The organism is Crateriforma spongiae (genome assembly GCF_012290005.1).
In the GTDB taxonomy this organism is placed as follows: domain Bacteria; phylum Planctomycetota; class Planctomycetia; order Pirellulales; family Pirellulaceae; genus Crateriforma; species Crateriforma spongiae.
In genome coordinates this window covers 126,174-150,434 of sequence record NZ_JAAXMS010000010.1, presented here as the reverse complement: position 1 = coordinate 150,434, position 24,261 = coordinate 126,174, and the positions used below count along the sequence as shown (strand labels likewise).

Genomic DNA, 24,261 nt, shown 5'->3' with positions numbered 1-24,261 from the left:
ATCGCAGCACTGGGAGGATACCGCGATGCATACGACTTATCGCGACGCAAAAGTCAAGGAACTTCGTGACCAACTGATCCGCTTTTCGCCCAAGGCGAATAAGTCGGAATTGGCGGATGCCGCGGAGTCGCTGCACAATGACGTCACCGAAGACCGTCAGTACGCGTACGACTTTGTCTACTTTCGTTTGACCAAGTTTCGGCCGGAAAATCCCAGCCGTCACAACATCGCCGGCGTCGACCTGCGACATGACTTGCGGCAAATGATCGAAGACTTGACCGAAGCAGCCGAGATCCCGGTCGAACAAGTCGCCCAGCCGGTCCACACGCTGAAGGACCTGGCACGGATGTTCCGTGTATCCACCAAGACAATTAGCCGCTGGCGAAACGCCGGCCTGGTCAGCCGGAAATATGTCGTCGACGGACGCAAACGCGTCGGTTTCCTGCACACCAGCATCGAACACTTCAGCCAACAGAACCGAGAAAAGGTTCGCCGCGGTGAACGTTTCAGCCAGCTGAGTGATGAAGAGAAAAGCGAGATCGTCGAACGGGCACGTCAATTGGTCGAAGGCGGTGCAACGCCGGCCGAAGTGACCCGGCAAATCGCCGAACAGATGGGACGCAGTCCGGAAACGATCCGCTACACGCTGAAGAACTTCGACGCCGATCACAAGTCGCTGGCGATTTTCCCCAGCCACCGCGACACGCTGACCGACGACGACAAGCGGACGCTGTTCCGATTGCACAGCCAAGGCATGACCGTCAGCCAGCTTTGCAAGCGGTTCAACCGGTCCCGCGCCAGCATCAACCGGTTGCTGTTGGATGTTCGCGTGCAGTGCGTTTTCGAACTGCCGCTGGACTACATTTACAACGAAGACTTTGACCAACCCGGCCGCGAAGCGGAATTCTTGGGCGAAACGCCTGAACCGGCCAAGGCCGCGCGCAAAGTGCGTCCGCCCGCCGATCTGCCCAGCTATCTGGCCGCTCTTTACGACGTGCCACTGCTGACCCGCGAACAGGAATACCACCTGTTCCGCAAGATGAATTATCTGAAGCACAAGGCCAGCCGGTTGCGGGAACAATTGTCCGACAACCGCTGGAGCAGCGACGATTCGATGTCCAAGACCGAGCGAATCGATCGCATCAATAAACTGTATGAAGAAGCCGTGAAGGTGAAAAACCTGATTGTGCAAAGCAACCTTCGTTTGGTGGTTTCGATCGCCAAACGACACGTGGCCAAGGTCGATGACCTGTTCACGTTGATCAGCGACGGCAACATGTCACTGATCCGCGCGGTGGAAAAGTTTGACTACTCGCGTGGAAACAAGTTCAGCACCTATGCGTCGTGGGCGATCATGAAAAACTTCGCCCGCACGATTCCCAGCGAGTTCAAGCATCGGGACCGTTTTCGAACGACCACCGAAGAACTGTTCTTGCTGCGTCAGGACGACCGCATGGACCCGTACGTGGAAGAATCGGCGCACCTGCGACGCAAACGCGAACTGTCGAAGATCCTGAATCGCTTGGACGAAAGGGAACAGCAGATCATTTCCGCCCGCTTCGGCCTGGGACGCGGCAGCGAACCGCTGACCCTGAAAGAAGTCGGCGAAAAGATGGGTGTGACGAAGGAAAGAATTCGCCAACTGGAAGCCCGAGCGTTGGTGAAACTGCGTGAAGCCGCCGACGAAGAACGGATCGACGTTGAACTGGGAAGCGCCTAACGGCCGATGACGCAAAGGAAACATCGGTGGGCCGACATCGGGGCCGGCCGCCGATTTTCTGTTGTGTTCCACTTGATCTCGCCGATAGCGGTCTGCGAGACTCCCGTTTCACTGCGCGAGTTACACCATGTCGTCCCACCGCAACCTTGGCTCCCTTTCCCAAGAGAAAGACACCATGATGCCAGGAAGGCCAAGCCCTGCCCCGGAATTTTCCCCGTCCGCCCTGTCAGCACCGATGTGGGCCAAGCGGTTTCACATCGCCGTGGTCGCAGTCGCCTGTTTATTGGCATTCAGCGGTCTGGTTCTCAGTTTGTATTTGGCTTGGTCGGGATTGACCGGTTCGACCGTCGCCGGCTGTGACGGCAGCACGTTTGATTGCAATCACGTGCTGACCAGCCGTTGGTCGAAAGTCTTCGGGTTGCCCGTCGGCCTGTTCGCCGCGGGGGTCTACATCGCCGTCTTGGGACTGTTGGCCGCCGGCACGTTGTCGCCGCGGGCGTCGCTGCTGCAGCGCAGTGCCCTGGCCTTCTTGCTGATGACGGCAACGGTATCGGCCATCTGGTTCGTGGCTTTGCAGTTCTACATGCAAAAATTTTGCTTCTACTGCTGCACCACTCATGCGTGCAGCGCGCTGACCACTTTGGTGGTGGTTCCGGGATTGCGGCTGCCCTGGAAACGGCTGTTGATGGTGACCGCCATGGGGGTCGCCGCGGTTGGAACGTTGACACTGATCCAGTGGCAATCGGAGCCGCCGCAGACGTTCCGCATTGAAACCCATGACGAATTGCCGCCCTTGCTGACCGAACCGGGACAGACGTCCGACGATGTCTTCGGTGCACCGGCGACCTTTGACGCGCCTGGATCTGCAGGGGGTGACGATGTCTTTTCGGCACCCGGCGTCTTTGATGCTCCGGCCGAATCGGCACCCGGTGTATTTGATGCCCCGGCGGTCGACGACGCAGAACCCGCCCAGTCGCCCGCCGACGAACTGCCCGTCTTCGAAGCGCCCGCGAACGGTCCGCCGGTCTTCAACGCTCCGGTTCAAGATTCCGCATCAACGCCTGCTGATCATCCCGCCGACAGCGGGCGATTCGCTTGGGCCGCCGCATCACCCTGGTTTTCGCTGATGGGTGTGGTCGCCGCGGATGGTGATGAAGAGGAAAAGGAAGAACCCCGACTGGTTCCGGTTTCGTCCGGCCGCCGCCAGTTGAACATCGCCCAGTGGCCGTTGTACGGTGATCTGGATGCGAAGTACGTTGTCGTCGCCATGTTCGACTACACATGCACCCATTGTCGGTCGACCTGCAAAGCAATCCGCGAAGCCGTGGAGAAAGATGGCTTGGATCTAGCGGTCGTGGCCCTGCCCACCCCGTTGCACCGGTCGTGCAACGATGCGGCGACCAGCAACGATCCCGCCGGAGCCCACCGCTGTGACGTCGCCAAGATGGCTGTCGCGGTCTGGTTGGCCGATCGCGAAAAGTTTCAACAGTTCCACGACTTTCTGATGTCGCAACAGCGGTCCGCCGGCGAGGCCCGCGCGAAAGCGATTGAATTGATCGGCGCCGAACAATTCAATCAACGTATGGCCAGCAAGACCCCGTCGGATTACATCGCCAAGACGGTGTTTTTGTACAAAGAATCGGGCGCCGGAACCTTGCCAAAGCTTGTCTTTCCGCGGACGACCGTGGTCGGCGAAATTAGCAGCGGTTCGACGATCACCAACTTGGTCAAGCAAAACCTGCGTTAGGCGTCCGTCGGATCGGTGACGCCGGTTTCACCATCATCGCCGGCGGTGTCGCATTCGGCAAGGAACTGCGCCAAGAAGTCTCGCATGAACGTTTCGCGTTCTTCGGCGATCTGTTTGGCGGCTTCGGTATTCAACAGGCCACGCAGCTTGAACAGCTTTTCGTGAAAATGGCCGATACCCGATTTGGAATGATCGTCGCATCCCGGGCGATGAAACGGTTGGCCTTTGACCGCGCCATATTCGATCGTCCGCACGATTCCGATCGCACCCAGCGCGTCCAATCGATCGGCGTCTTGCACGATTTTCGCTTCGATCGACAGGGTGTTCGGATCGGCGGCTTTGCGAAACGAAATATTGTCGACAATGTGAACCACCTGCTCGACGACGTCCTCGGGCACTGAAAAGGTCGCCAAAATGTGCTTTGACAGCACGCCGCTGCGTTCGATTCCCTGGTGAAATTTTGCGTCGCCGATGTCGTGCAACAACGCGGCCAATTCCACCACAAAGGCTTCTCCGCCGGTTTGACGTTGGATCCAACGTGCCGTTCGCCAGACCCGCAGCACGTGGTCGGCATCGTGTCCGGCACCCTGGCCTGACATGCGGTCAATGACGATGTCGCGTACTTGCCGGACCACCGATGGCCGATCCACGGGCATTGATCCATCAGTGGGCGTTGGGTTCATCGGGATCCAGGAATCGCAAATGGTGAGCCGCGTGAGCGGTGTGGACTTGTAACAGACGCTCGCGTTCCAGTTTGCCGAAAGCGGGGTGGGGTGCGAAAGGTCCGTTGTGGTTTTTCAAACGAACAACGCTGGCGGCAAATCGTTCCACCTCCGATGCATCGTCCAGGTCAGCGCCGGGTTGAAATGGCGGCGACGTCGGAATCCCGCGTGGTGAATCGGTGGTCAAAATCTTCGGCAACAGGGTACGTCGCATCACCGGACGCAGAAAAGCGAACGCCGACATCCACCGTGGATAGCCGTCAATGCTGGGATCTTGGACCAGTCGCAGGTGGCGACAAATCTGGCCCAGTGTCCATCGACCTTTCGCCCGATAACCGGTTTGCAGCAGTCGCGTTGCTTCGTTGGTGGCGTCCTCCAGGTCATCGAACTGTAATTTTCTTAGCTCATTCATCTCGGCTGCCTTGTTCATTGTCGGTTTATCACCACCCAGAAGGTTACAAAGATGGTCCGTTGCCAGCATCGGTCGACCAAGATCGAGCGTGCTGCGTCGAATCCGGTCGAAATCAATTGGTGTTGGATCAACGCCTTACTATTCGCTGGCCGGTCGGATTCTTTGCAATGCCGATGCAGTTGTTGCGACCAAAGTCGTCCCGAAAACTAGGTGCTTCATGAAAGTCGAACGTCGAAAGCTAGACTTCAGCGATGGGGATGCGGTCATCGATGACATCCAGCATTTGCACCATCACGGTTACCGGCGTGCGGGCAACTGGAATCTGACCCAGATTTGCGAGCACTTGGAAAAGACGATGACCGGGGGGATGGACGGATTCGGATTCCGGTTTCCATGGATTCTGCGCAAGACGGTGATCCAGTGGGCTTTTGATCGCGCGCTGAAGAAACGTAGCCTACCGGCCGGCACGCCCACACTGAAGATGTTGCGTCCGGCCGACGTGGATGCCGCGGGAGACGCGGATGAAGACGAAGCGGTCATCAACGCCTGTATCGCAGCAGTGCGGCGGGCCCAGGGCTTTGCGGGCCCCATGAAAGACTATCCGCTGTTGGAAGATCCGCCGGTCGACCGGTGGAAAGACTTCATGTGGATCCATGCGGCCCACCACCTAAGCTTTTTAATGCCGTCTGATGCGGATGACTCCGGTGCAAATACTTGAATGGTAAACGCAATGAAACTGGGTTACGTGATTCTGTACGTCCGGGACGTCGAATCGACCATTGGCTTTTATGAAACCGCATTCGGTATGGAATGTCGATTTCGACACAGCGCCGAAGGCAACGACTATGCGGAAATGGAAACCGGTCAAACCGTACTGGCTTTTGCATCGGAGACGTTGGCCGATTCGCACGAGTTCGACTATGCCAAAGTTCGACCGGATCGTTCGCCACCGGCGATCGAAATCGCGTTGGTAACTAACGACGTCGAAGCGGCGTATGAAAGGGCCATCCAAGGCGGTGCTGTGGCGGTCCGACCGCCGGCGGACAAACCCTGGGGCCAAACGATCAGCTACGTCAAAGATGCCAACGGCTTTTTGATCGAGATCTGTTCACCGGTCGGTGGTTGAACGGATCGAACGCCCGCACGGGATTCTTGGGATCTGCTTGGTGTTGGATGGCATGGCCTTTGCTACCGTTGGACTGGCAATTCAATCGAACGTTTTAGCCAACCATCGCGTTTCTGAAGGGAGAAACCATATGAGCCAAGCAACCGCATCGATGCAACAGTGCATTGAAAACTGCCAACATTGTCAAACAACGTGCAGCCAAATGTTGACCGAAACTTGTCTGGCCGAAGGTGGGCGGCATGTCCAGCAGGACCACGTCAAAGCCATGCTGGACTGTGTCGCCGCGTGTCAGGCGTGCGTCGATTTCATGAGCCGCCACAGCGAGTTTCATGACCGGTACTGCGCTGCGTGTGCAGACATTTGTCGCGTTTGTGCCGACAGTTGCGAACAGATCGGCGGCATGGAACAGTGCGTCGATGCCTGTCGAGCATGTCAAGAAAGTTGCTCGGCAATGGCCGCGTGATTCGATAACACTCTGATTCGGATCTTCGAACGAAGACCCAACCGAAAAAGCAAAAGGCCGACACAGATTGCGCTGTGTCGGCCTTTTTTTAGTCAAGTTATCCGGCAATGCCGCGCCACGACGCGAATGACCTGAAATCGGACCCGGCGTCAGAGTTGACTAGCCGTCGATTTCATAGCCTTGGCGGTATTGTCGTTTCAGGAACGGGTTTCCGGCATCCGCGTTTTCACCGACGAACCGCTCGGTCTTGGGATCGTGTTCCATTCGGGCGCTAAGGACCAAGTCGCTGGGCGAAACGTCGAACGGCATCAGTTGATCTCGCATTTCATTCAAGATCCGTTCCCAAGCGGCTTGATCGGTGGCTTGATGCAAACGTGCTTCGTCGAAGGAACCCGCGGCGCGAATGGCGACATTGGCCAAGTTGCACCACCCGGTGCTGTAGTGACCGTTTTCGATCGGTGCGTTCAGCTTTGATTCGTCACGCGATTGCACGGCGTCGATGAAAGCTTGGACGTGACGCAGAACATTGTCGCCCTTGACGCCAAATTCTTTGATCACTTTGCCGCTTCCGTCCATCGCTCGACCGCGGCCGCGTTGGCCAAAATAGGTGCCGCCGTCACAAACGACCGCGTATCCGCTGCCCGGCAAATTGGCGGGCAAGCCGGCACGCAGTTTCCAACCGCCTTTACCGCCCGGGGTCGCCGCAAGATTGCTGAGTGCGATATACGTCGGGAACATCTCCGTTTCCAAAACCGCCACGTGCAAGTTGGGTGTGTTACCGGCGTCGTCCCAGGCGACGCGACCGCCCGCGGCGGTGACGGCCGTCGGGGTGCTGACCTGGTCTTGATAGGCGACGTTACGGACGTCGTCCAAGATGTGGACGCCCCAGTTGCCCATTTCGCCGCTGCCGGTGTTCCAGTCCCAGTGCCAGTCGTAGTGCAGCTTGTCGCGATAGATCTTTTCTTTCGAAGCCGGTCCGCACCACAGGTCGTAATCCACTTCCTTGTCAATCGTCAGCGGTGTGTCGCGGATTCCGATCGGTGCACGTTGGCCCATGCGTGCGGCGATCACGTATTGGACGTCGCCAAGGGCTTTTTCTTGATGCAGGAATGCTTTGGCTTCCGCCTGCATGGGATCACTGCGTTGCTGCGTTCCGATCTGCACGATCTGGCCGGACCGTTTGGCGGCTTCGACAACCTTTGAGCCTTCCCACTGGCTGTGCGACAGCGGTTTTTCGACATAGACGTCCTTGCCGGCGTTGATCGCCCAGATCGACGCCAGGCAGTGCCAATGATTGCACGTCGCTACGACGACCGCGTCGACGTTTTCGTCGTCCATCACATGGCGTAGATCCTGGTGCGCCGTTGCACCGTGCTTCTCCGCCAATTCTTTGGCCAGTCGGATATCGGGATCGGCCACGGCAACGATTCGGCAACCATTGGCTTTGGAAAAGGAACCGGCCAGCTGTCCGCCACGCCATCCGGCCCCGAGAATCGCCAGTCGGACTTCGCTGCCCGCCGCCATCGCCGCACTGGAAGTGGCAAGGGTGACGGTGGCAGACGATGCGGCGGCTAGAAACGAACGACGCGAAATGGAGTGATTGAAATTCTTCATGGCGGGGAAATTCCGTTTCAAAGGTAGGAAATTCGGTCAGCTGTGTTTTATTCTGGGTGACCCAAAGGGATCCGGCGACCAGTCGATGCCGCTGGTCCGCAATCACCTCGACACCGGCACAAAACTCATTTGATGAAAAAACGGTTGATGCGAACATTTGCAACGGCGGCCATCGGTCGCCTCCGGACGGATGGTCCGATGCGTCCGACAAGCCGCCTGGCCGGTAACGCTCGCGTCCTATGATAACTGATCTGCTGGCCACTAAACGGGATGCCGCCGAACTGTCGGGCGAACAAATTCGATCGCTGATCGAAGGATTCGTTCGCGATGAGGTTGCCGATTATCAGATGTCGGCCTTTTCCATGGCCGTTCGCATCAACGGAATGAGCGATGCGGAAACATCCGCACTGACCGCAGCGATGGTCGACAGCGGTGATCGTTTTGATCGGCTGACCGATCGCCCCCGGCTGGACAAGCACAGCACCGGCGGCGTGGGCGACAAGATTTCGCTGATTTTGGCACCGTTGCTGGCCGCCGCCGGGGCGGAAGTCCCGATGATCAGCGGCCGCGGACTGGGGCACACTGGTGGCACGCTGGACAAGCTGGAAGCGATCCCCGGATTCCAAATCGACCTGTCGGCGGCACGTCGCAATGAGGTTCTGAAGCAAGTTGGGGCCTGTATTGTCGGCGCCGACGCATCAATCGCACCTGCCGATCGCCGTCTGTATGCCTTGCGTGACGTCACCGCGACGATCGATTCAATTCCATTGATTACGGCCAGTATCCTGTCGAAAAAGTTGGCTGCGACACTGGATGCCTTGCTGATTGACGTGAAGGTGGGGCGGGGCGCTTTCATGACATCGGTGGAACAGGCCGAATCGCTGGCCGGATCATTGATCCGCGTTGGGACAGATTCGGGCTTGCCCACCGCGGCCATTCTTTCCGACATGAGCCAGCCGCTGGGGCGTTCGATTGGCAACGCGAACGAAGTCAATGAATCATTGGACGTTCTGGACGGCGGCGGTCCCGATGAAGTTCGTGAACTTACGCTTGCCTCCGCCGAAATTTTGTTGGTCCAAGGTGGACTTGCCACTGACGTCGATCAAGCGCGCAACATTTTGACGCGTTTGCTGGATGACGGTTCGGCGATGGAAAAATTTCAACAAATGGTCCAGGCCCAAGGCGGGCGTTTGCCCGAACGTCTGACGCTTGCCGACGCGCACGTGATCACGGCCCCGGAATCAGGGACGATCGCCCAGATCGATGCGATCGAACTCGCACGAGTTGTCGCAGTGATGGGTGGGGGGCGACAAAAGGTCGACGACGTGATCGATGCAAGGGTTGGATTGGATGTGCATGAGCGGGTCGGAAATCGTGTCGAAACGGGCCAGCCGATCGCTACGCTGTATCAAGACGGCGAACCAGACGTGCGGTATATTCAAAGGGTCCACGACGCCATCGTGATCCGTCAGCAGCAAGTGGAGAAACGCCCTCTGTTGATTCGCCGATATCCTTTCGAATAAGCATCGCTTGACCCCGGCAGTGTGCCCCAGATGAATGAATTGAAGCAGGCCGAAATCGATCGCCTCGTCTTGGCTGCGATTGAAGCACGCGATCAAGCGTACGCGCCGCACAGTCATTTTTATGTCGGCGCAGCGTTACTGATGGGCGACGGTAAAATTGTCGGCGGATGCAACGTCGAAAACGCCAGCTATTCGTTGACCATCTGTGCCGAACGCGTCGCCGCATCGGCGGCGGTGTCCCAGGGGTACCGGACTTGGCGTGCCGTCGCGATTGCCAGTATTGGTGGTGCAATGCCCTGTGGGGCTTGTCGCCAGTTTCTGGCCGAATTCGGCATGGATATCACCGTCATCACGATCGATGTGATCGACAACCAGCGGCAGGTGCGCAAGCTGTCGCAATTGTTGCCCGATGCGTTTGATTCATCGGACATCCATTCGCACAGTTGAACGGGCCGGTCTTGGCGTTGCCGATTTCGCCTACTTAACCCCGCGATGTCAATGAAGTTGCAACTTGGTTGAATTTCGTTGCAAACAAAAACGCATGCCGACGATGTGCCGGCATGCGTTGTTTGCTTTCGGTGCGGACAAGCCGGACCGAGTGATCGATGCGGAAGCGATCAGTTCGCTGCTTCTGCTTTCTTGTTGCCTTTACGTTTCTTTTGGCCGTTGCCCTTGTTCTTGCCTTTGCCCTGATTCTTCGGCTTCAGCGCGGTACTGATTTGCTTCTGAGTCTCTTCGGGAAGCTTGGCCAATTGTTCATCGGTCAACAAACCATAGGCAGCCTTGCGGAAATCGGCATTGGCCTTGGTGGCTTTATTGATCAATGCCACGACGTCTTCGCTGAAGGTCTCCGATACCGCGGCAAGGATTTCCTTGCGGCTTGCGTTTTCTTTCCGCAGTTTGGCGGTCAGCTGGTTGCGTTGCTTGTTGATTTCATTGGTCAAACCGGCTGCGCGGATCGTGGCCAGTTCCTTCTTCAAACCTTCGGCCAGTTGGTCGTACTTGGCTTGTTGTTCGGCGGTCAGTTCCGCGGCCTTGATCTTGTTCATGACCATTTGAACGGCGCCACGCTGGCCAGCCTTTTTCTTGTTGCCTTTGGCGGCAGCCGAGTCGTCAGCCGTTGCCGATGTCAGGGACAGACAACAACCAAGAGCGCAGGCCAAGACGGCGATGAAAGCTTTATTCATCTTTCGAGTTACCTTTTGTCAGAAATGACAGGGAGGGATGGGGAAGGCAAAGATGCAGAAGAACGTCACGGCGGATGTGCCGATCACGTCCAGAATAATAACCCCTGCGACGCCGGTCCGGTTTCGCGGAGAATAACGGAATTGAATATCGGGGCGTCCCGCCCTATTCCCGCGGCTGTCGGCAAGTTCCGGCAGCAGCCGAATCGGAGGGGCCGCTAGCGGGTCGGTCGGACATCGGACAGCTTTTTTTCCAGCTGACGAAGGCTGCGTGACAGCAAGACACGGACCGCCGCATCGGTCTTTCCCAGCTGTTCGGCGATGTCCTTGGAAGGCAACCCGCGACTGTATCGCATCATCACCGCTTGGCGGGCCTCGTCGCCCAATTCGTCAATCGCCTCCTGCAGACGGATCATGCGGATATCCCGGGAAAACGCCGCGCTGGCCGTCGTAAAACTGGCAGCCAACAATGCCTCCAGGCCGCCTTTTTCGTCGTCGGCACCGGCCTGCAACGAACTTTGGCGACCGGCGTCGCGTCGCTGGGCTTCGAAATGGAACCGGTGGGCATCGACCACGCGACGCCGTGCGATTTGCTGTAACCACTGCATCGGCGTGTACTGATCCAACGGTGCAGTCGCCAAACTGCTGATCGCCGCGGCGCTGATTTCCTGATACAGATCGTCGACTTCGACAACCGACAACAACCGGTCGCTGCACAGGGATCGAACAAAACCTTTCAGCAAATTTTCCCGCCGCCGCATCAGTTCGGCCAACGCCTCGCTGTCATGGCGGCAAATTCGCTCGGTCAGATCTGTATCATCACCGTCGATCGGTTCGAACGCTTCCGATTCGCTCATTCGGACGTTCCTTGCTTGATCCCCAGGCCCATCGGACAAAAAATCATTTCCGCCTACAGTCTAACCTGTATCGGAGGTCGGTCGTCCACCACGGGTGTGCGGCGAAACCGACCGAGATAGCAAGTCTGCCCTATTTTTCGTCTTCCGACCAATTCAGGAACGTTCGCCGTCATGTCGCTGGGATCGGGCCAAGGATCGGAAACCACCACGCCCTCGGCGCCGCCTGCGGAACACTCCCTGCAGGTTTTGGATCAGTACCTGGAAGGCTGTTTGGAATCGGTCGCCCAGCGGGCTCCGGTGCAACGGCCTGCGGAAATGCTGAAACTCATTCCGTCGCAGGTCCCCGTCCAGCATCATCCGCTGTTGCTGACGGAAATGATCAAGATGGACATGGCCATTGATGCCGAATCCGGTTCGATTCGCAGCATCGAAGATTACATCGATGGTTTGTCACCACCGCTGTCACGCGAATCGGTGTCGCTGGATCTGGTGATGGAGGAACGCCAGTTATTGCAATCGCTCGGTAAACGCCCGCCGCAGCCTTTGGAACAGCGGTTTCCGCACCTTGCGAATCTGGATTTGCCGCTGGGCAGCGAGGTGGAGGCGACATCAGCGGCGGTGAAAACACGAGCACCACAGTCGATGCCGGTCGGTACGACGGTGGACGATTTTTCGATCATTCGCGAACTGGGTAAGGGCGCGTTTGCCCAAGTCTACTTGGCCCGGCAAAATTCGATGCAGCGATTGGTGGCGTTGAAGGTGTCACGCGGGACCGGCGCTGAATCCCAGACGCTGGCTCAGTTGGATCATCCCAACATCGTCCGTGTCTATGATCAACGCATGACGGTCTGTCCGGAATGCAACGACGACGGCGAAGTCCATTTGTTGTACATGCAGTACGTGCCCGGGGGGACGCTTGCGGATGTGGTCAAAGTCGTCCGGGACGGATCCGCGGCAGCACCAGGGGAAACACCGACGGGCCAATGGTTGCTCCGGTGCATCGACCAGCAATTATTGCAGGCGACGCAACAAGTACCCGAACGTTCCAGCCTGCGTCAGTGGTTGTCCGAAACGCGTTGGGCGGCCGTCGTTGCTTGGATCGGGATCCAATTGTCGGCGGCACTGCGGGCCGCCCACCAAAGAGGCGTGCTGCACCGCGACGTCAAACCCGCCAACGTGTTGTTGACCGCGGAAGGGGTTCCAAAGCTGGCGGATTTCAACGTCAGCTTTGCCGGTGCCGCGGGACGTGCGGGAGCAGCCGCGAACTTTGGTGGATCCATCGCCTACATGGCACCGGAACACCTACACGCGGTGCGAACCTGTGACCCCGATGATCAAAAGCGTGTGGGAACCGAAGCTGATTTTTATTCCCTGGCGGTGATGCTTTGGGAATTATGGCAGGGGCAGCGACCGTTCCAGGTGCCACGGCAAGCGTCGTCCTGGACCGAAATGCTGCAACAGCAATGCGAATCGCGAGACCAACCGCTTGCCGAGCCCGTGCGATGCGATGATCCCAGCGAACGAGTGCTGGAATCGGCATTACGCGACGCATTGCATCGTGATTCGGAAATTCGCATCGCGGCCGGTGCCCGCTTGGAAGCCCACTTGAAATTGGCACTGCATCCGGAAGTCGCGGGAATCTTTGATCCGCCACCGTCCAGCTACCGCCGCCGTTTGATGCCTTGGTCGCCACGGTGGTTGGCCGCGGCGGTGATTTTGACGCCCAACATCGCCGCCGGTGTCTTTAACTACTTCTACAACCAGCAACAGATCATTCAGCGTTATTCGTCCCTTGAACCTTCGTTTCAGGGAGCCTTTGAAATGCTGGCGTTCAGTGTCAACACGATCGCATTTCCGACCGGTGCGGCTTTGTTGGTTTACTTCACCAAGCCCGTGGTGATGGCGGCCCGGCGGGTGGCCAAGCGACAGCCGGTTCCCGAAAACGAGGTCGATGCGTCGCTTCGTTTGGGACGTCAGGCGGCCATCATTGGTGGTTCGCTTTGGATCATTGCCGGGGCCATTTATCCGACGATGCTGCGATGGTGGTTCCCGTCGTTCGACCGCACCGAAGCGATGCACTTTTTCATGTCGCTGCTGATCTGCGGCGGCGTCGCGGCGGTGTATCCGTATTTCGGGATGCTGTGGCTGGTCACCAAGGTCTATTACCCGCGGTTCCAACGCGATCGCTTGACCGATCCGAAATTCGAAGCTCGCGGCAAACGCGTGGCCACCCAAGGCGTCGTTTTCTTGTTGGCCGCAGCTGTGATTCCGTTGATCGGATTGATGTTGTTGCTGTCCCGCGACGTCATCGCCCGCGGGGTGATGCTGGTCGCGGTTTTGGCCAGTATTGCGGGACTGTGCGCCGCGTTGTTTGCCTACGGCCGAATCATCAGTGATTGGCGCAAAATGGCACGGGTGCTTGGCAACAGACGCGGGGTGGTCGGTGAAACCGGTGACACTTTGATTTGATGACGCATCGAAGGTGTTCGATACAGCGCCAGCGTCTTAAAGGTACATCCCAACGAATCCGCCACTTTCTTCGGCCTGTTTTTCGATCTCCGCGATCCTTTGACGCGTCTTTTCCAAATCACCGGCTTCGATATAGCGATCAAATTCCACCAGCACGCTGTGTTTGACGCTTTCGGCCAAGAATTCGACGATCGGTTCGTTCAGCCACGTGCAGGTTTCACCACGCAATTGAGTGATCAAGTCAACCGACCGAGTCTTTCGATCGGTCTTGTCCGTCATCGCCACGCCTTCGAAGTCGAAACTGACTTCGCCGTGGGCCGGATCGTTGGTCAGGTGATAAACACACAGACCCTGATGCAGGTAGTAAGTGTTGTGCGAACCGTGTTTGTCGATCGCGTTTTTAACCCGTTGGACAAAGGCCTCGTACTTCGGCGATGCGTCCACCGGAACGTCGAACCGTGACACGCTGCGCAGGGGCAGACATTCGAACTCGATTTGCACCCAACGGCCAAACATAACGGTCAATTCCTTCGCTTTGTGATAACTTTCACAACTGGGCGTTTCACCCCCGGGGGCAGCATAGCCGATCCACCGCTTGGTTGTCCGCCCCGCTGCCGGTCGCGTTGCGCCGACAGTGACGTAAGTATTTATGCCGTCATGGTTTGCGGAAGCGGATCCGTGTGCGTGTCGGCGGCCCGCCGGCGTTTGATCACCGTCCAATTCATTGCCACCGCGACGGGATTCGCATCGATGCCGCGGCGAGCGGGGTGGAAGAATGAACGCCAAAATTTTCTTGACCGCGATTCGGCATTCGCCGCAACATTGCGTTTAGTGCGATGCGGCGACCCATCAATCGCTGCGATGCACTGACGTTGATCTTTGGAAATGTTCGTTGACCCAAGAATTGCGTCCTGCGACGCGAGATTCGGTCTTCCGTTACAAGCCTTTTCACCGGAGCCCCGAGCCCATGATGCATACGATCACCGCCCGTGACTTGATGGTTTCCAATCTGGTCACTCTTTCGCCAGACATGGAAGTTATCGACGCGTTGAACGTGTTGTTGAAACGCAGAATTTCCGGCGCGCCGGTTGTGGACGAGGATCGTCAATTCCTAGGGATCTTTTCCGAAAAATCGTGCATGCGATTTGTCGTCGACGCGACCTATGACGGACTGCCATCGTCAAATTTGATGTCGTTCGTGGATGCCAGCCCACCGGTCATCGGTGCGGAGACGGATCTGCTGACGATTGCCCAAACGTTCTTAGATGCCGCATGCCGACGTCTGCCCGTTCTGGATGACTACGGACGTCTGTTGGGACAGATATCCCGTCGTGACATCATGGGAGCGTTTTACGAACACATGAAACAGGTCCAGCGTGAACCCGCCGTCACGGGCTTGTACCTGAGCGCCTTGATGGAATCGACCGAGCGACCGGTCTGATTCAGCGCGAGTCGCGGGAAAATGCGCCCCGCGAAACAGTGACCATTACGAAACAAAAAACGCGGGACGCGCCAGTTGGGCGCGTCCCGCGTTTTCGTTTGGTTGCGGGTCCAGTCCAGAGGCTTCGACAAATCTTGCCGATCAAACCGCCTCAATTCAGCGATGCGTAGACCCGTTGAATCTCGTTTTCGATTTCTTGGTTGCTGCGATACAACCGGACCAGGGTTTCGCGTGTTTCTTTGACACGACTTTCCAGTGTCTGGATGTATTCAGTGATCGCCTCGGTTTCGATTCGCGTTTGAGCCAGGTCTTGTTCCAACTTCAACGCTTCGTCCTGGTATTCGACCAACAGGTTTTGGCTGGACCGTGTGGCTTCTTGCAACACATTGTTTTCGAATTCCAATTCCGCCTTTCGCATCGCCAATTCTTTTAATCGCAACCGGATATTGCGGATCCCGAATCGGTAATCATTCAGCGGCCGGACGTAGTACTTGTCGATCAATTTGGCGACGTCTTCGTCGAACAGTTTCTCCGCGGCTTCCTGCTTGACGACCAACTGGTCACCCTGTTTGAACTGAACGCCTTTTTCACCGCCATGCTGAAGGCGGCTGTCCAGGGCACGTCCGCTGCCGTCAAAGAACCCGCCTTGCAGGACACCGGATTGCGTAGGGCTGTCGACATCCAACGTGTATGGCTTCAAGAACTCAATCTTGTTCCAAACCGTTTCGATCGGATCTTCAGGCGTCGCACGCGAACCGTCTCGCATATAGGACTGCAAGATTTCTTCGCTGACGCTGTCGCCCAGCAAACTGCGGATCAATTCTTCGTCTGGGCGGCCGAACAGGTTTTCGTCGTCTGGTTCGCTGCCGGCAGCGATGAAGACCTGGTGACCGTCCAGCGGCAGCAATTCGTACAGTGACCAGCCGACCGCTTGGCGATTGCCGATGACCTGTTCTTGTTGCGGTTGAAGCGGTGTGGTGGGTTCGATCGTCACGGTGTTCGCATCGCTGGCGGTGACGCGAAATTCGCCCAAGTAAAAATTGGGAACCGGAAATTCGAAACCCGGACGCGGTTGGTCGGCGAAGGCATGGACGACCAGTTCGCCGGGGACCAGTGTCTGCTGGGCACCGTCGGCGGGGGCTGGTGCGTTATCGTCACCACCGGCGGCCGGATCATCCTCGGGACGCGGCGGCTGCACCAGGGTGATCGCGCGGTCCTGAATGTTGCTAACGCGAAGTCCCCGCCAGTGTCGACCGGCTTCGGTGCCCAGTTGGGCCAGTTGCTGGTTCAGATCGACCGCGCCGGGGCCGGCGGTCGGGTCGGTGGGATCGCCGAAATTCAGCACCTTTTGCTGGGCCACCGCCCCGTCGTACCGTGTTTCCAGATCTTCCTTGATCTTGTGCCAGGCGGATCGGCTTTTCAGCACGATGGCCGTCGGAAAGATGAAAACGACCGCCAAAATCATCGTCAACGACGCGGTCGTCAGGGCGTACCACCGCCAGTACGGGGAAGCCTTCCAGACCATCACAAAGAATGCGATGACCAGAATGACCAGGACGGCGAGGATGACGTACTGCATGAAACGACCGTGGCGTGGGGGGCCCGCCGAGCGGGTTGGACAAGCGATGCACCGCGTCGGGCACCAGAGGATCAGGAAGGCCGCCAAAACGCGGAGAAAAGGCCAGTCCGGATAGTAAATTGGGGTATTTGTAGCGTCAAGCTTTTCTCCGCCTCTGCGGGCGTTTCGCCGCCATCTTTCATGCCCGCCATTCGTTGGACCGGTTGTGCCAACTGTACGGGGTTCTGCGCCGAACCGACAGCAGGCCGCATTCGATTGCCCGCCGGGACGGGCCAATCGGTCGCCCAAAGAGTCCCCGATGGCGCTAAAACGCCAGGGTGCGAATGTGCAGCATTCTCCCGGCGGAGTGTCGCACAACCGGTACAGCCCGAACCACCGGAACCACTTGGGTGGGGTTCGGCCGGTCAGACCACATTCAGCGATCAAGCGGCCCGCACGACCGGACCGAACAGAAGAAGCGAACGAGGCGGTCGTGCCGTCTGTGTCGGTCGACGACGTTCTATCACTCCTTCTGCCCCCGCCGATTGCCGTGAAAAAACCAAAACTGCGTTCCGGTCTGATATTGGGGTTGGCCCTGATCCAAACGATCGTTCCAACGGCCGGCTGCCACCGCCAGTTCTACCGCAAGCAAGCAGACCAAGAAGTCAGCGAACTGATTCGCGAGAAGGCTTGCACGGTCGCCCGCCCCCCGGAAACCCGTTTGGGCATTCTGCCGGATCGCCGCAGCCGGATGTTCAATCCGTTTGATCCGGATTTTCAGCCGGCACCTTTGGATGACCCGGCGTCCAACAAGTACATGCAGTGCGTGGACGGCCGACGCGGATATCCGATGTGGGATGCAGCGGGCCAAACGAACATCACCGAAAGTCCCGACTGGTGGCAATTCCTGCCCCTGGACGAAAACGGCGTGCTGGTGCTGAATGCCGACACGGCGGTCCAGTTGGCTTTGCTGCATTCGCCCGACTATCAACAGCAGCTGGAACAACTGTACCTGTCCGCACTGGACGTCAGCAGTGAACGATTCCGCTTTGATACCCAGTTTTTCGGCGGGGCTCGGACATTCCTGACCGCCGACGGCCGGCGTCGTAATGGTGGCAGCGACAGCAGCACCCGTCTGGAGGTTGGTCCGTACAGCACTGGACGACGAAACCTGGCGCTACAACGGTCCTTCGCGACCGGTGGTGAATTGGTTGCCGGCGTGGCCAACAGCATTGTCTGGGAACTGAGCGGCCCGAACGCACAAAGTGCATCGACGGTATTGGATTTTTCACTGATTCAACCGTTGCTGCGAAACGCCGGCCGCGACCGCGTGCTGGAACGACTGACGTTGTCGGAACGTCGTCTGCTATCCAATGTGCGTGCGTTCGAGCGTTATCGTCGCAGCTTCTATCTGAACATCACCGTGGGGCGATCGACCGAAAGCACCGTGCAACGTAGTGGTGGGGTCTTCGGCGTCGGACTCAGCGGCTTCACCGGATTGGGGGGCGGATTCGCCGGTCTGACTGGTGGCGGTGGCGGTGGCGCCGGTTTCGGTGGCGTGCCCCAAGCCGGCGGTCTGCTGGGCTTGTTGCAGGATCAATTGCAGATCCAAAACTTGGAAGAAAACATTGCCCGGCTTAGCGAAAACCTGCTGGTGCTGGAAAACACCTTGGTCGAACTGTTGACCACGATTCCAGACGACGCCGAAGCGATCGTGCGTCAACGGTTGCAAGTCGCACAGGCCCGTTCGGCCCTGCTCAGCTCGCAAAGCCAGCTCGTTCAACAAAAGGTCGGATACCAAACGTCGCTGGATCGGTTCCTGGTCCAACTTGGTTTGCCGCCGTACATCTGTGTGCGAATCGACGATCCGATCTTGAAGCGATTCGAACTGATCGATCGCGAACTGCGTGGACGACGCGAACAATTGGTCGACGTGCGGACCAACGTCGGTGCATTGAACGTGTCATTATTGGAAACCGCCAAGCCGGTGATCAACGAGGAAACCGGGCTGCCCGAATCGACGATCGAATGGACGCCCGAGGTTGCGGACTTCCTGCGTGATTTGAAGCAACAAATCGACCCGCTGGCCGATTTCCGAGAAACCTTGCTGGAAGACGACTTGCCACGAGTCAAAGAGGACTTGGCACAGTTTATCGAGACGTTGCCCGATCGCCGCAGCCAAAACGAATCGCTGTACGACCTTTACGAACAGGAAAAGGCACAGATTTGTACGCTGCTGAACATCAAGGAAATCGACGAGTCGATCTTTGAAATCGAAGAACTGGATGAACTGTCCGACGAACTGGCCGATCGTTTCACGGCGTTGCAAGAACGCTTGGAATCGTACGGCGAAAGGATCCAGGCCCTGGACGAAAGCATCGAGGACTTGCTGGCCAATCAAGGGGCCGGCGACGAATCCGATCTGGCCGTCCGATTGCGTGATGAGATCATTTTGGAATCACAAGACCTGTTGGCCGAACTGGGCGACGACGTTTTGGCGGTCCAGCTGATCCAGGCTCGTGCCCGCGTCGAAAGCGTGCTGTTGCCCGAGATCGAAATCGATCCGGCCGAAGCGTTCCAGATCGCCCGCGTCAACCGTCGCGACTGGGCCAATGCTCGTGCATCGCTGGTCGATTCGTGGCGTCTGATCGAATTCAACGCGGATGACTTGGAAAGCAGCCTGGACGTGGTCTTCAGCGGTGATGTCCAAAACGTCGGCAACAATCCGTTCGCACTGCGTGGCGACACCGGACGATTGCGAGTCGGTTTGCAGTGGGATGCACCCATCACTCGACTGCAAGAACGCAACACGTATCGTCAGTCGTTGATCGAGTTTGATCGAGCCAAACGAAGCTACTATCAATACGAAGACGGCATCTGGAGTCTGATGCGAAGCACCGTTCGCCAGTTGCAACAGAACCGATTGAATTTCGAACTCGGTCGACAAGCCGTGCGAATCGCCGCGGCACAGATCGAATTGAATGAAGACATTCGACTGTTGCGTGACGCCCGAGGATTGAACAGCGGACCCACCGCCGCCCAGGATACGATTCGTGCGTTGGATGCTCTGCTGGCATCGCAAAACCAGCTGCTGAACATCTATGTCAACTACGAAGTCGTCCGTCGCGGCCTGTACTTCGACTTGGGTGTGATGGACCTGACGCCGGACGGATTGTGGATGGATCCGGGCGAATTGGATGCGGAATACTTGTTGACCCTGCCGGGAACCAAGAATCCCAACCTGTGCGGTTGCTGTGAAGACGAATGCTGTATTCCGATCCGACGTCAACCGTTGGGACCGAATTACGGCTATGCCTACGGTGCGATGTTGGAATCGGGTGTGGTTCCCAACGAGGTGATCATCAGCGACGTCCCGGTCGGCGAACCGGTGCCGGTGCAGAACGATTACACCGGTGGCGTTCCCATGGATCAACCGATCCAACGGATGCCGCAACCGATTTCGGTCAGCGGTGAGGCTCCCCTGTAACGGCGGTCGACGCCGCCGGTGAATGGTCCGAAGCGTCGTCACCCAGCGATTGAACGAACTGGGTGACGACCGGCCGGCGATACAGATGGGGATTGACGTGGGGCCGTGCCTTTAGCAGAGCTTGCTGGGCCTGTTCGGCGGTCATGCCGCGGTACTGAATCAGCCAGCACATCACCACGGTCGCACTGCGTGCACGTCCCGCTTTGCAATGCACATAGACCGTCTTGTTCTCGCTGACATAGGACTGAATGAAGTCCACCGCGATGCGTACGTCTTCCAGTCGTGGGTGGGTAAAGTCGGTCGTCGGGATGTGCAGTTGATCGATGCCGAATTGATCGTATTCGACGATCGGGCCGGCGTATTCCTCGCACGTGTTGACCACCGCTCGGACCCCCGCCTCGTTCAGATTGCTGACATCGCGAGGAAACGGCCGGGCACCGACGATGACATTGGTGTCGACGAAGTCCCACCATCGACGCGTCTTCAGCACACGGCCCAGTAAGTAGTTCCAGGCAAGCGTGGGGTAAAAGACGGCGGTCGCATAAAAGCGACGCCACCACGGGACGGAAGACATGGCGATCGTTTTGCGTCGTCAGAGAAAGGCGGTTTGAAACAAAGCGGGCGGCAAAAAAGCCAGTGGATGCTTGGGGCTTGCTCGCGGAAACGTCAATGCGGGTGCGGTCTGCAGATCGGTTCAATCGCGATTCTTGCGAGCACGCCGTTTGGCTTCCAGCAGACGTTCGGTATAGCTGACCGGGGCGTCCGAGGTCGACCCGTCGCTTTGGCGGCTACCGTCTTTGGCCGATTCTTTCGGCGGCTTTCCGGAGCTCGCGGGCGAATCAAACGATGACTCCGGTGCACTTGTTTGACCCGTCGATTCGGTCGGCACGGACTGAGGATCAAACCGAACGCTGCGTCGTCGAGCATCAATGGATTGCGAAACCGCGTCTTTGCTTTGACGCAATTCGTCCAAGCGGCGTGTCGTGGGCGTGTCGGTCGCTTTGGCTTTGCCGAAACGTTTGCGGACCCATCGCCCCAGCCATGCGAAACTGATCGCGATGCGGCGGACGGCCACGTCGAACAAGAACAGCACACATGCGGCCAACAGAAACCACGGCCAAGCGTCCTTGATGCTGCGCGCCGGCGGCAATCCCCCACGGAACGTGTCGACTTGGACCAATTCGTCGGCGGCCCGTTGATCGATCGCCGGCATCACGATTCCCGCTTCGCCGCCGTTGACCTTGGTTTCCGCCAAAGCATTGATCAAAGCTAGGTTGGTTCGGCGGACTCGGTATTCTTCGCTGAACGGAACGCTGACGCCTGTTGTCAACGGAGCGGTGCCTTCGTCGGGAATCACGTTGACGAAGTAACTGCCGGCTTGATCCACCGGAAAGCGACCGACATATCGCCCCGGTGCGACTTGCCGCATGCTTAAAGCGATCGGTTTCAATTCGGGATCCAACGCCGTCGCGTTCATTTCCAGGAAGTTTAAAAATTCGTCGTCCTTGTCCAACGCATTGACGATGACTTCGACTTCGCCGTCGCGGACTTGCGTCGCCAGTGTGAACTTTCCGGTATCGCCGGTCGGTCGCATCAGCCAGCGGACCAATTGGCTGTGGAATTTTTCGTAATCGTTCCACGGCGTCCACGACGACGCCCAGCGTGCACCCGCGTCGGTGGTCAGTACGGCGGTTCGGCCCAGCCCATAGGTCCATGCCGCCAGGATGGTCGCGTTTTCCGGCGAATCGGGTTTGGGGGACTGGATCAGCACCTGGGCCAGCGGGCTGTTCTTGGTTTGCGTCAGTACGAATCCGCCGATCCGTGGCATGACACGATCCACACCGTCCAGCATCGGGTGCGGAAAGATGACTTCCGGGACGGTGCCGCCGGACGGTTCGAAGACCAACGGCCGTGCAACACGTCGGGCTTCCCGCTGAAAGATTTCCGGCAATGCCCGGCCGTCTTTGACTTGGTGATATTTTCCGCCGGTGGCCTGGGCGATCCGCCGCAGCCGTTGACTTTCGGTCAGCCCGTGTGAGGCAACCGCAACCGTGCTGATCGTGATGTTGTTGTTCTTGAATGCGGCGATTGTTCCAGGCGTCGGATCGCTCGGGTCGCCATCACTGATGATGACACAGTGTTTCATCGACGCCGGAGTGCGAGTCAACGCAGCAGCCGCCATCCGCATCGCGGGGTCGAACTGGGGCATGTCCCCGGGGGTCATGCGTCCGATCGCGGCCATCATGGCTTGACGGTTTGGACCGACCGGTAACAGTCCCTGACGACCGCCCCACAGCCAAGCGTCACCGCCCATGGTCCAGTGCAACAGCCCCGCATAGTCGGCCGGTCCCAACTGTTTGACCGCCGCACGCGCGATGACCTTTTGCCAGTGGTTGCCTTCGGCCATTTCGCTGGCGTGCATGATCAACGCCAACGCACCGACCGCTTGGATCTTGGTATTGCGAATTTTAAAGTCGACCGGCATTGCCTTTTCAAGCTCGGTCCCCGTCCAGCCACCGGCACCCAACGATTCGGGCCCGCCGATCATCAGCAGGCCGGCCCCCAATTGTTGTGTGTTCCGCACCAACATCTGGATTTGTTCGTCGGTGAACGACACCAGCCCACTGCCTTCGCCGCCGCCGACACGGGGAACACCCGCCAGAATCACGGCGTCAAACGTTTGCAATTCTGCCAGTGATCCGAACAGCTGATCGGTGTTTTGTTTGGTGACTTCGATGTCCGCGTCACGCAGCGTTTGAACGTACAGATCGAAATCACCCTGACGTGATCGGTCTTCGATTAGCAGCACGCGTCCTTTGCCACGGACGTAAGTAAACCCGGTCGCGCGATTGTTTTTGCGAAGCCCGTCTTGGTCATCGTTCTGGGGGATGAATTCCGCTTCGTAGGTGTACGGCGCCGGTTGATCAATCGTGTGTTGCAGTGGAAAGACGTTCTTGCCCGGATCCAGTTCGATCTCCTGCTCCAGCAACAGTGATTCTTCACCGGACACCGATTGTTTGACTCGCAACAAACCTTTGACCGGACCAGACGCATCGCCGTCGGAATCATCGCCGTCGGAAGCATCGCCGCCCGCGTTTTGGGTTGCCGAACCGCCGTCATCGCTGTAGTTGGTCACGACAATGCGTGCTTCGAACGGTTGCCCGGTACGAATCTCGGTCGGCAGGTCGACCTTTTCCACCAAGACTTCGTTTGCAAAATCAAGTTCGACGGGCACCACATCGATACCGATGCCGGCGTCGCCCAGTCGTGATGCCATTTGCGTCGCGCGGCCCAGGTTTTCGTTCCCATCGGTGACGATCACGATGCGGCGAGCGGTGTCTTCGGGCATTGATGCTTGCGCAAGGTTCAATGCCGATTCAATGTCCGTCGCGTCGGTTCGATCCAGATTGGATTCCAGACGCCGGACCGCGATGTCTTCATCGAACGGAGGCATTTCGATGATCGCGTCACGGCCGAAGACGATGATGCCGACTCGGTCTTCACGCGTATGATTCCGGTGGGTCGCGACGCTGCGGGTCACGTAATCCAGCATCACCTGGCGTTTGGCCAGCGGGATGCTCTCGGATTGATCCAGCACATACATCACGGTGACGCGGTCGCTGACCCAAACCAACTGGACACCCGCAATGGCCAGGACCACGCCGACCCAAACGATGGTGCGAAACAGCAACGCGAAACGACGTCGCCAAGGCCCCAAGACTTGTAATGGGCCCGAACCGATCCACCACAGCACGGGCAAAGCCGCCAACAGCCAAAGGTAGCCCGGGTGGTCAAAACCCAAACGCAGACTTGGCAACAAAGCCAGCAACGGAACGGCAAACGGCGTTTCTATCGTTCTTCTCCGGTGGTCGCGATTTCGCCCCAGACGGCGTTGGCCGCATCAATGAGGCGTCACTTCGTGCTTCGGATCTAGATCC

19 protein-coding genes are annotated in these 24,261 nt (G+C 58.1%); 10 read left to right on the top strand and 9 right to left on the bottom strand.

The features are described 5' to 3' along the window. The first annotated feature begins 25 nt into the window (after positions 1–25). Entirely contained in the window at positions 26–1,720 is a 1,695-nt protein-coding gene (locus tag HFP54_RS22645) for a sigma-70 family RNA polymerase sigma factor (RefSeq protein WP_146412925.1), read from the top strand. A 175-nt stretch (positions 1,721–1,895) separates the two neighbouring features. Continuing rightward, entirely contained in the window at positions 1,896–3,467 is a 1,572-nt protein-coding gene (locus tag HFP54_RS22640) for a vitamin K epoxide reductase family protein (RefSeq protein ID WP_168566896.1), read from the top strand. Here HFP54_RS22640 and HFP54_RS22635 read toward each other — a convergent pair. Together HFP54_RS22635 and HFP54_RS22630 are read right to left on the bottom strand one after the other, a co-directional pair. Next, complete coding sequence (locus HFP54_RS22635; RefSeq protein WP_168566895.1) at positions 3,464–4,123, bottom strand: HD domain-containing protein; 660 nt, start codon at positions 4,121–4,123, stop codon at positions 3,464–3,466. The two genes, HFP54_RS22640 and HFP54_RS22635, sit on opposite strands and share 4 nt — an antisense overlap. A 7-nt stretch (positions 4,124–4,130) precedes the next feature. Beyond that, the gene (locus HFP54_RS22630; protein WP_146412927.1) at positions 4,131–4,601 is read right to left on the bottom strand and encodes a DUF1569 domain-containing protein; all 471 of its coding nucleotides are present in this window, start codon (positions 4,599–4,601) and stop codon (positions 4,131–4,133) included. Positions 4,602–4,818: 217 nt separating this feature from the next. Here HFP54_RS22630 and HFP54_RS22625 point away from each other — a divergent pair, with 217 nt between their 5' ends. The 3 genes from HFP54_RS22625 to HFP54_RS22615 all read left to right on the top strand — a co-directional run bounded on the left by HFP54_RS22625 (position 4,819) and on the right by HFP54_RS22615 (position 6,190). Further along, the gene (locus HFP54_RS22625; RefSeq protein WP_168566894.1) at positions 4,819–5,319 is read left to right on the top strand and encodes a DUF1569 domain-containing protein; all 501 of its coding nucleotides are present in this window, start codon (positions 4,819–4,821) and stop codon (positions 5,317–5,319) included. Between the two features lie 12 nt (positions 5,320–5,331). Next, the gene (locus HFP54_RS22620) at positions 5,332–5,727 is read left to right on the top strand and encodes a VOC family protein (protein WP_168566893.1); all 396 of its coding nucleotides are present in this window, start codon (positions 5,332–5,334) and stop codon (positions 5,725–5,727) included. A gap of 130 nt (positions 5,728–5,857) precedes the next feature. Further along, positions 5,858–6,190, top strand: a complete 333-nt coding sequence (locus HFP54_RS22615) for a four-helix bundle copper-binding protein (protein WP_168566892.1) — start codon at positions 5,858–5,860, stop codon at positions 6,188–6,190. A gap of 159 nt (positions 6,191–6,349) precedes the next feature. Here the strand turns inward: HFP54_RS22615 and HFP54_RS22610 are convergent, their stop codons facing one another. Next, the gene (locus HFP54_RS22610; RefSeq protein ID WP_168566891.1) at positions 6,350–7,804 is read right to left on the bottom strand and encodes a Gfo/Idh/MocA family protein; all 1,455 of its coding nucleotides are present in this window, start codon (positions 7,802–7,804) and stop codon (positions 6,350–6,352) included. A 239-nt stretch (positions 7,805–8,043) separates the two neighbouring features. On the opposite strand from HFP54_RS22610, the gene HFP54_RS22605 reads away from it, so the two are divergent. Together HFP54_RS22605 and HFP54_RS22600 are read left to right on the top strand one after the other, a co-directional pair. Then, positions 8,044–9,327 carry a thymidine phosphorylase gene (locus HFP54_RS22605; protein WP_168566890.1) on the top strand — a complete coding sequence of 428 codons (1,284 nt, stop codon included), beginning with the start codon at positions 8,044–8,046 and terminating at the stop codon, positions 9,325–9,327. Positions 9,328–9,357: 30 nt separating this feature from the next. Next, positions 9,358–9,774: a cytidine deaminase gene (locus HFP54_RS22600; protein WP_168566889.1), complete on the top strand. Its 417-nt coding sequence runs from the start codon at positions 9,358–9,360 to the stop codon at positions 9,772–9,774. 170 nt (positions 9,775–9,944) lie between these two features. Here the strand turns inward: HFP54_RS22600 and HFP54_RS22595 are convergent, their stop codons facing one another. Together HFP54_RS22595 and HFP54_RS22590 are read right to left on the bottom strand one after the other, a co-directional pair. Further along, a complete protein-coding gene (locus HFP54_RS22595; protein ID WP_168566888.1) occupies positions 9,945–10,514 on the bottom strand; it encodes a hypothetical protein in 570 nt (189 codons plus the stop codon). A 215-nt stretch (positions 10,515–10,729) separates the two neighbouring features. Continuing rightward, complete coding sequence (locus HFP54_RS22590) at positions 10,730–11,368, bottom strand: RNA polymerase sigma factor (protein ID WP_146412935.1); 639 nt, start codon at positions 11,366–11,368, stop codon at positions 10,730–10,732. 171 nt (positions 11,369–11,539) lie between these two features. Here HFP54_RS22590 and HFP54_RS22585 point away from each other — a divergent pair, with 171 nt between their 5' ends. After that, complete coding sequence (locus tag HFP54_RS22585; protein ID WP_168566887.1) at positions 11,540–13,837, top strand: serine/threonine-protein kinase; 2,298 nt, start codon at positions 11,540–11,542, stop codon at positions 13,835–13,837. Positions 13,838–13,873: 36 nt separating this feature from the next. Here the strand turns inward: HFP54_RS22585 and HFP54_RS22580 are convergent, their stop codons facing one another. Next, complete coding sequence (locus HFP54_RS22580; RefSeq protein WP_146412937.1) at positions 13,874–14,353, bottom strand: hypothetical protein; 480 nt, start codon at positions 14,351–14,353, stop codon at positions 13,874–13,876. 451 nt (positions 14,354–14,804) lie between these two features. Between HFP54_RS22580 and HFP54_RS22575 the strand changes: the two genes are divergently transcribed. Then, on the top strand, positions 14,805–15,278 hold the full coding sequence (locus tag HFP54_RS22575) for a CBS domain-containing protein (RefSeq protein ID WP_197136579.1): 474 nt from the start codon (positions 14,805–14,807) through the stop codon (positions 15,276–15,278). Between the two features lie 151 nt (positions 15,279–15,429). Here HFP54_RS22575 and HFP54_RS22570 read toward each other — a convergent pair whose 3' ends face one another. After that, positions 15,430–16,857, bottom strand: a complete 1,428-nt coding sequence (locus HFP54_RS22570; RefSeq protein ID WP_168566886.1) for a hypothetical protein — start codon at positions 16,855–16,857, stop codon at positions 15,430–15,432. Between the two features lie 529 nt (positions 16,858–17,386). Here HFP54_RS22570 and HFP54_RS22565 point away from each other — a divergent pair. Continuing rightward, the gene (locus HFP54_RS22565; protein ID WP_235952211.1) at positions 17,387–20,323 is read left to right on the top strand and encodes a TolC family protein; all 2,937 of its coding nucleotides are present in this window, start codon (positions 17,387–17,389) and stop codon (positions 20,321–20,323) included. Here HFP54_RS22565 and HFP54_RS22560 read toward each other — a convergent pair. Together HFP54_RS22560 and HFP54_RS22555 are read right to left on the bottom strand one after the other, a co-directional pair. Further along, the gene (locus HFP54_RS22560) at positions 20,301–20,897 is read right to left on the bottom strand and encodes a dual specificity protein phosphatase family protein (protein ID WP_145300038.1); all 597 of its coding nucleotides are present in this window, start codon (positions 20,895–20,897) and stop codon (positions 20,301–20,303) included. The genes HFP54_RS22565 and HFP54_RS22560 overlap by 23 nt on opposite strands. A 120-nt stretch (positions 20,898–21,017) precedes the next feature. Further along, positions 21,018–24,143 (bottom strand): VWA domain-containing protein, encoded by a 3,126-nt coding sequence (locus HFP54_RS22555; RefSeq protein WP_390658131.1) that lies wholly within the window; start codon positions 24,141–24,143, stop codon positions 21,018–21,020. Between the last annotated feature and the right edge of the window lie 118 nt (positions 24,144–24,261).

What these genes read in the sequence shown, in the direction of transcription:
- HFP54_RS22625 (WP_168566894.1), top strand. Translation starts at nt 4,819, where the DNA reads ATGAAAGTCGAACGTCGAAAGCTAGACTTCAGCGATGGGGATGCGGTC.
- HFP54_RS22580 (WP_146412937.1), bottom strand. Translation starts at nt 14,353, where the DNA reads ATGTTTGGCCGTTGGGTGCAAATCGAGTTCGAATGTCTGCCCCTGCGC.
- HFP54_RS22630 (WP_146412927.1), bottom strand. Translation starts at nt 4,601, where the DNA reads ATGAATGAGCTAAGAAAATTACAGTTCGATGACCTGGAGGACGCCACC.
- HFP54_RS22560 (WP_145300038.1), bottom strand. Translation starts at nt 20,897, where the DNA reads ATGTCTTCCGTCCCGTGGTGGCGTCGCTTTTATGCGACCGCCGTCTTT.
- HFP54_RS22635 (WP_168566895.1), bottom strand. Translation starts at nt 4,123, where the DNA reads ATGCCCGTGGATCGGCCATCGGTGGTCCGGCAAGTACGCGACATCGTC.
- HFP54_RS22615 (WP_168566892.1), top strand. Translation starts at nt 5,858, where the DNA reads ATGAGCCAAGCAACCGCATCGATGCAACAGTGCATTGAAAACTGCCAA.
- HFP54_RS22575 (WP_197136579.1), top strand. Translation starts at nt 14,805, where the DNA reads ATGATGCATACGATCACCGCCCGTGACTTGATGGTTTCCAATCTGGTC.
- HFP54_RS22620 (WP_168566893.1), top strand. Translation starts at nt 5,332, where the DNA reads ATGAAACTGGGTTACGTGATTCTGTACGTCCGGGACGTCGAATCGACC.
- HFP54_RS22570 (WP_168566886.1), bottom strand. Translation starts at nt 16,857, where the DNA reads ATGCAGTACGTCATCCTCGCCGTCCTGGTCATTCTGGTCATCGCATTC.
- HFP54_RS22645 (WP_146412925.1), top strand. Translation starts at nt 26, where the DNA reads ATGCATACGACTTATCGCGACGCAAAAGTCAAGGAACTTCGTGACCAA.
- HFP54_RS22640 (WP_168566896.1), top strand. Translation starts at nt 1,896, where the DNA reads ATGATGCCAGGAAGGCCAAGCCCTGCCCCGGAATTTTCCCCGTCCGCC.
- HFP54_RS22610 (WP_168566891.1), bottom strand. Translation starts at nt 7,804, where the DNA reads ATGAAGAATTTCAATCACTCCATTTCGCGTCGTTCGTTTCTAGCCGCC.
- HFP54_RS22595 (WP_168566888.1), bottom strand. Translation starts at nt 10,514, where the DNA reads ATGAATAAAGCTTTCATCGCCGTCTTGGCCTGCGCTCTTGGTTGTTGT.
- HFP54_RS22585 (WP_168566887.1), top strand. Translation starts at nt 11,540, where the DNA reads ATGTCGCTGGGATCGGGCCAAGGATCGGAAACCACCACGCCCTCGGCG.
- HFP54_RS22590 (WP_146412935.1), bottom strand. Translation starts at nt 11,368, where the DNA reads ATGAGCGAATCGGAAGCGTTCGAACCGATCGACGGTGATGATACAGAT.
- HFP54_RS22600 (WP_168566889.1), top strand. Translation starts at nt 9,358, where the DNA reads ATGAATGAATTGAAGCAGGCCGAAATCGATCGCCTCGTCTTGGCTGCG.
- HFP54_RS22605 (WP_168566890.1), top strand. Translation starts at nt 8,044, where the DNA reads ATGATAACTGATCTGCTGGCCACTAAACGGGATGCCGCCGAACTGTCG.